Genomic DNA, 5810 nt, shown 5'->3' with positions numbered 1-5810 from the left:
CGTCGATGAGCGCCGACGCGATCGCGTTGATCTACCTGGGTGCCGAGCTCACGTATCGCGAGGTGCACAACCGAGTACTTCTGCGCGTCGACGAGATGGCACGGTCCGGTGTGCGACACGGTGACCGTGTCGCCTATCTCGGCCCCAATCACCCTGCTCTGATCGAGACGATGCTCGCAACCGTGCGCATGGGCGCGATCTTCCTGCCGCTCAACCACCGATTGTCGGTACCCGAGCTCGAGTATCAACTCGACGACGCCGATGTCGTTCTACTGATTGCCGATCCGGCTCTGGCGTCCACCGCCGACGAACTACACGAAGTCACTGCTGTCCAGTACGTTCGATGGTCTCCCGAGCCGGTTGTGCCACCCGCCGACGCGGTGTCGGCCGCCGAAGTCGGTGGCGACGATCCGGCTTTCGTGCTCTACACGTCCGGGACGACGGGACGCCCCAAAGGGGCTGTTCTGACCCACGAGAACCTCCTGTGGAACAGCTACAACATGCTGCTCGATGTCGACGTGTCCTCGGACGAGGTGGCACTGGTGTCGGCTCCGATGTTTCATGTCGCGGCGCTCGATCAGATCGTGCTGACCGTGTTCCTCAAGGGCGGCACCAACGTCATTGCACCCAGATGGGACGTCGAGAACACCTTCGATCTGATCGACCGCTACAAGGTCACCTGGATGTTCGGCGTCACGTCGATGTACGCGCAGCTTGCGCAATCCGCACGGTGGGAGGACGCAGAGCTCGGTTCCATCCGTAGCGTCATGTCCGGCGGAGCTCCCATCCCGACGCGGCTGATCGAGATGTATCGCGACAAGCGAGTGACGTTCTGCCAGGGGTACGGATTGACCGAAACTGCGCCTGGAGCAACCTTCCTCGGGCCCCGCGACGCTGTGCGCAAAGCAGGCTCTGCCGGCCAACAGGTGATGTTCGACGAGGTGCGAATCGTCGACGGGGCAGGCGACGAAGCGCAGCGCGGAACAGCGGGGGAGGTGCTCGTCCGCGGGCCCAACGTCACTCCCGGGTATTGGGCAAACAGCGAAGCGACCGACGCGGCGTTCACTACAGGGGGATGGTTCCACACCGGAGACATCGCGTACCAGGACGATGAGGGCTTCATCTACATCGTCGACCGGATGAAGGACATGTACATCTCCGGCGGAGAGAACGTGTATCCGGCAGAGGTCGAGAATGCACTCTTTCAACACCCGGAGGTGGTGGAGTGCGCGGTGGTCGGGGCTGCCGACGATCGGTGGGGCGAGGTGGGACACGCCTACGTCGTCACGGCGGCGAACTCGACGCTCGATCGAGAGAGCCTGTGCGCGTTCGTCGGCGAACGTCTCGCCCGCTACAAGGTGCCCAAGATCGTGACGTTCGTGTCGGACCTTCCCCGCACGGCCTCCGGCAAGATTCGTAAGCAGGACCTCCGGGGCGGCGGCGCACTCGGGGCGCACTCGGATCTGGCAACCACCACACGCAAAGGCGTCAACTGACATGTCTACCGCTATCTCCGAGTCCTTGATCTTCGACAGAGATGGGGACGTCGGCATTCTCACGCTCAACCGTCCGAAGAAGCGAAATGCCCTCGACGACGCGACGGTGAAGGCGTTGGGTGACTTCTTCCGCACGCCCCCGGAGGGGGTGCGTGCGGTGGTGCTGACCTCCGCCGGTGATCACTTCTGCGCCGGCCTCGATCTGGCCGAACTTTCCGAACGCGATGCCGTCGGGGGCCTGCATCACTCACGGATGTGGCACACGTCGCTCGGTGAGATGGCGAATGGTGTGGTGCCTGTCGTTGCTGTCCTCCGCGGTGCCGTCATAGGTGGCGGCCTGGAGCTCGCCACTGCCGCACACATTCGGGTAGCGGAGCCGAGCACGTTCTTCGGGTTGCCGGAGGGACAGCGCGGATTGTTCGTCGGAGGCGGCGCATCGGTGCGGGTTCCGCGCTTGATCGGCGTTGCTCGGATGCAGGACATGATGCTGACCGGGCGAGTGCTCACCGCAGCGGAAGGCGAGCGGATCGGTCTTGCCGGTTACCTCGTGGACGACGGAGATGCTACAGCGCTCGAGCTCGCCCACAAGATAGCGAAGAACTCGCCGATCACCAATTATGCTGTTCTGCAAGCGCTCCCGCGAATCGCCGAGGTAGCGCAGGACGACGGACTGATGATGGAATCTCTCATGGCTGCCGTGGCGCAGTCGAGCGTCGAAGCGAAAGAACGCATGAGCGCGTTCCTCGACGGAAGTGGCCCGAAGGTGCGCGTGGCCACCGAACCTGAGACCACTGCGCCCGAGACCACCCCGGTTCTGCGAGCTGTTCCGGCCGACGCGCGCAAGGCCTCGCGCGTCGGCGCATTCATGGAGTGGTTGTCCACCCATCGGGGGCTCGAGTTCGAGGATTGGGATGCGCTGCAGCGGTGGTCCACCGTCGAGATCGAAGATTTCTGGGAGTCGATCTGGGACTACTTCGGTGTGGTCACACATACGCCGTACGAGGCGGTTCTCGAGGCCCGCGTCATGCCGGGCGCGAAATGGTTCGTCGGTGCGTCGATCAACTACGCCGAACATTCGCTCGGAGTCGATGCAGACCTGGACGCTGTCGCAGTCAAGGCGCGGTCGCAAACCCGCGGCGAGACGAACCTGACGTTCGGCGAGCTGCGTGACGAGGTCCGCCGAGTGCGAGCCGGTCTCGTGACTCTCGGGGTGCAGCGCGGCGACCGCGTGGCCGGATACCTGCCCAACATCCCGGAAACGTTGATCGCGTTCCTCGCCACCGTCAGCCTCGGGGCGATCTGGGCGGCATGTGCTCCCGAGTTCGGTGCGGCCAGCGTCGTGGATCGGTTCGAGCAGATCGATCCGAAGGTTCTGTTCGTGGTAGGTGGATACACATACGGGACCAAGAGCGTGGACCGGGCCGAAGAAGTTGCCCGCATTCGAGCAGGTCTGCCCGGTGTCGAGTCGGTGGTGTCGGTCGAATACGGCGTGCACACGGTCGAGGACGCGATCGCGTGGAACGATCTCGGACGCGACGAGGACCTCGGTGCGGCGGGCTCGCTCCCCGCCGTGGAGCCGGTGCCGTTCGATCATCCTCTCGTCGTACTGTTCTCGTCCGGAACTACGGGCAAGCCGAAGCCCATCGTGCACGGCCACGGCGGAATTCTGCTCGAGACACTGAAAAACCATGCCCTGCAGTTCGACCTAGGTCCAGGAGACACGTTCTCGTGGTTCAGTACCACCGCGTGGATGATGTGGAACTCACTCGTCGGCGGGCTGCTGGTGCGGTCGTCGATCGTGATGATGGACGGCAACCCCGTGTATCCCGACGTGCGGTACCAGTGGCGTATCGCCGCCGAGACCGGAGCGACGGTGATGGGGATGAGTCCGGGCATCGTCATGCAATCCCGCCGGGAAGGACTGGAACCGACGGCGGAATTCGATCTGTCTGCCGTTCGCCAGTTCGGTGCCGCCGGCAGTCCACTGCCGGTCGAAGGCTACCGGTGGATCTACGAGCAATTCGGTTCCGATGTGCTTCTCAACGTCGGGAGTGGAGGAACAGACGTATGCACTGGGATCGTGCAGGCTTCGCCGTTGACACCGGTGTACCTGGGCGAGATGTCCGGGCCGAGCCTGGGGTTCGCGGCGGCAGCGTTCGACGAGAACGGCCATGCAGTGGTGGGTGAGCTCGGTGAACTCGTCATCACCGAGCCGGTACCGTCGATGCCGGTGAAATTCTGGGGCGACGACGACGGATCCCGTTACCGCGACGCCTATTTCGCGAAGTATCCGGGTGTGTGGTGTCACGGCGACTGGGTCAGGTTCGCGGCCGACGGTGCCGTCGTCATCAGCGGTCGATCCGATGCGACCCTCAATCGAGGCGGCGTCCGGCTGGGGACTGCCGAGTTCTATCGTGTGGTCGAAGAACTCGACGACATTGCCGACTCGCTGGTGGTCCACCTCGAAGACGATCAGGGCGGAATGGGGCAGTTGATCCTGTTCGTGGTCACCGGCGAGGGTGTGGTGCTCGACGATGAGCTGAAGAAAACGATCTCGACGTCGCTACGAACGTCGTTGTCTCCTCGTCATATTCCCGACGAGATCCGTGAGATTTCGGTCGTGCCGTACAACCGGACCGGAAAGAAGCTGGAGATCCCGGTCAAGCGAATTCTCCTCGGTGCCGATCCGGCCGCGTTCGCAGCTCCTGGGTCGCTGGCTCGACCGGACTCCCTCGACGCATTCGTGGGCGTCCGATGAGCAGGACTGTCGCGGTCGTCGGAACCGGGGTCATCGGTGCTGCATGGACCGCGTGCTTCCTTGCGGCCGGTCTGGATGTGGTCGCCACCGACCCGGCCGACGGTGCCGAAGCGCGGTTGCGTGCCTCGCTCGAAGAGACCCTCGACATTGCGTCCGAGCTGTCCGGGCGCACCGTCACCGAACGCGGAAGCCTTCGATTCGTCGACTCCGTCGTGGAGGCTGCACGGCACACAACCTTCGTGCAGGAGAGTGGGCCCGAACGCCTCGATCTCAAGGGCGCGCTACTCGCCGAGATCGATGCTGCCGCAGCTCCCGGCGTGATCATCGCGTCGTCGACGTCAGGTCTGGAACCCAGTGTCCTGCAGCGTTTCTGCTCGGTGGACCCGGGACGGGTCATCGTCGGTCATCCGTTCGACCCCGCCCACATCATTCCGCTCGTCGAGGTGGTGCCAGGTGGCTCGACGACGGCAGAGTGTGCCGAGGAAGCCCTGGCCTTCTATCGCGGCATCGGCAAGAAGCCGGTGTTGGTCAAGGCCGAGATTCCGGGCCATCTGACCAACCGGTTGCAGGCGGCGCTGTGGCGGGAGGCCTACTCGCTGGTCGACCGCGGGGTGGCGACGGTCGCGGACATCGACACCGCGATTTCGCATGGTCCGGGACTCCGCTGGGCAATCATCGGACCGCTGACGGCGCAACATCTTTCGGGTGGCGAGGGTGGCATGCGCCATCTCCTCGAGCACCTGGGACCGCCCACTCAGAAATGGATGGACGACCTCGGTGAACCGCAACTCACCGATGCACTCGCGAACAAGCTGGTAACCGGCATGGACGACGAGATGGTCGGTATCGACCGAACGGCTTTGGTTGCCGATCGAGATCGGCTTCTCGTAGACATCATGCGACTCAAACGCTCTGCTCGGCACCTGCCCTGACCATCGACGAAGACAAGGACCACCGTGACCTACATTCCAGCCCTCGACCTCGATGCGCTCGTCGCCATCGACGTCCACACGCACGTCGAGGCGGACGGCAATCATCACTGCTCGCTCGACCAGGAACTTCTCGATGCCTCGGCCAAGTACTTCAAGCCAGGCGTCAATCGCACTCCGACCGTCGGTGATCTGGCGTCGTACTACCGTGAGCGCAACATGGCGGCAGTGATCTTCACCGTCGACGCGCGCACAGCACTGGGACACCCGCCGGTGTCGAGTGAGGCGATCGCCGCCGAAGCAGCCGAACACTCCGACGTCCTGATCCCGTTCGGATCGGTGGATCCACACGATGTGTCGGAGGCAGTCGCTCGTATCGGCATCCTCGCGCGCGATTACGGAGTCCGCGGGATGAAGTTTCACCCCAGTCTGCAAGATTTCGAGCCCAACGACCGGAAGTATTACCCGATATACGAGGCATGCGCCGAGCATGGACTGGTGGCGCTGTTCCATACCGGTCAAACCGGCATCGGGGCGGGGCTTCCCGGTGGACGAGGCATCAAGTTGCGGTACTCGGATCCTATGTTGCTCGACGACATCGCCGCCGACTTTCCAGACCTGACAATG

At 63.7% G+C, this 5810-nt stretch carries 4 protein-coding genes; all 4 read left to right on the top strand.

Annotation, left to right across the window (positions count from 1 at the left end; genetic code table 11):
* A partial coding sequence (locus A2J03_RS02560; protein ID WP_082897543.1) for an acyl-CoA synthetase occupies positions 1 to 1496 on the top strand: 1496 nt, incomplete at its 5' end.
* A gap of 1 nt (position 1497) precedes the next feature.
* Positions 1498 to 4254: an acetoacetate--CoA ligase gene (locus tag A2J03_RS02555; protein ID WP_197480586.1), complete on the top strand. Its 2757-nt coding sequence runs from the start codon at positions 1498 to 1500 to the stop codon at positions 4252 to 4254.
* Positions 4251 to 5186, top strand: coding sequence for a 3-hydroxyacyl-CoA dehydrogenase NAD-binding domain-containing protein (locus A2J03_RS02550; protein ID WP_068369306.1), 936 nt, complete (start codon positions 4251 to 4253; stop codon positions 5184 to 5186). The genes A2J03_RS02555 and A2J03_RS02550 overlap by 4 nt, the downstream gene beginning before the upstream one ends.
* 24 nt (positions 5187 to 5210) lie before the next feature.
* Positions 5211 to 5810: amidohydrolase family protein (locus tag A2J03_RS02545; protein WP_082897541.1), on the top strand; the 600-nt coding region annotated here is incomplete at its 3' end.

This window comes from Rhodococcus sp. EPR-157 (assembly GCF_001647195.1).
Classification (GTDB): domain Bacteria; phylum Actinomycetota; class Actinomycetes; order Mycobacteriales; family Mycobacteriaceae; genus Rhodococcoides.
Note: the sequence above shows the minus strand (reverse complement) of the source record. Positions and strands in the feature narration are given on the sequence as shown.

Bases quoted from the DNA above. Each gene is read 5' to 3' on its own strand.
- A2J03_RS02555 (WP_197480586.1), top strand. From the start codon at position 1,498: ATGTCTACCGCTATCTCCGAGTCCTTGATCTTCGACAGAGATGGGGAC.
- A2J03_RS02550 (WP_068369306.1), top strand. From the start codon at position 4,251: ATGAGCAGGACTGTCGCGGTCGTCGGAACCGGGGTCATCGGTGCTGCA.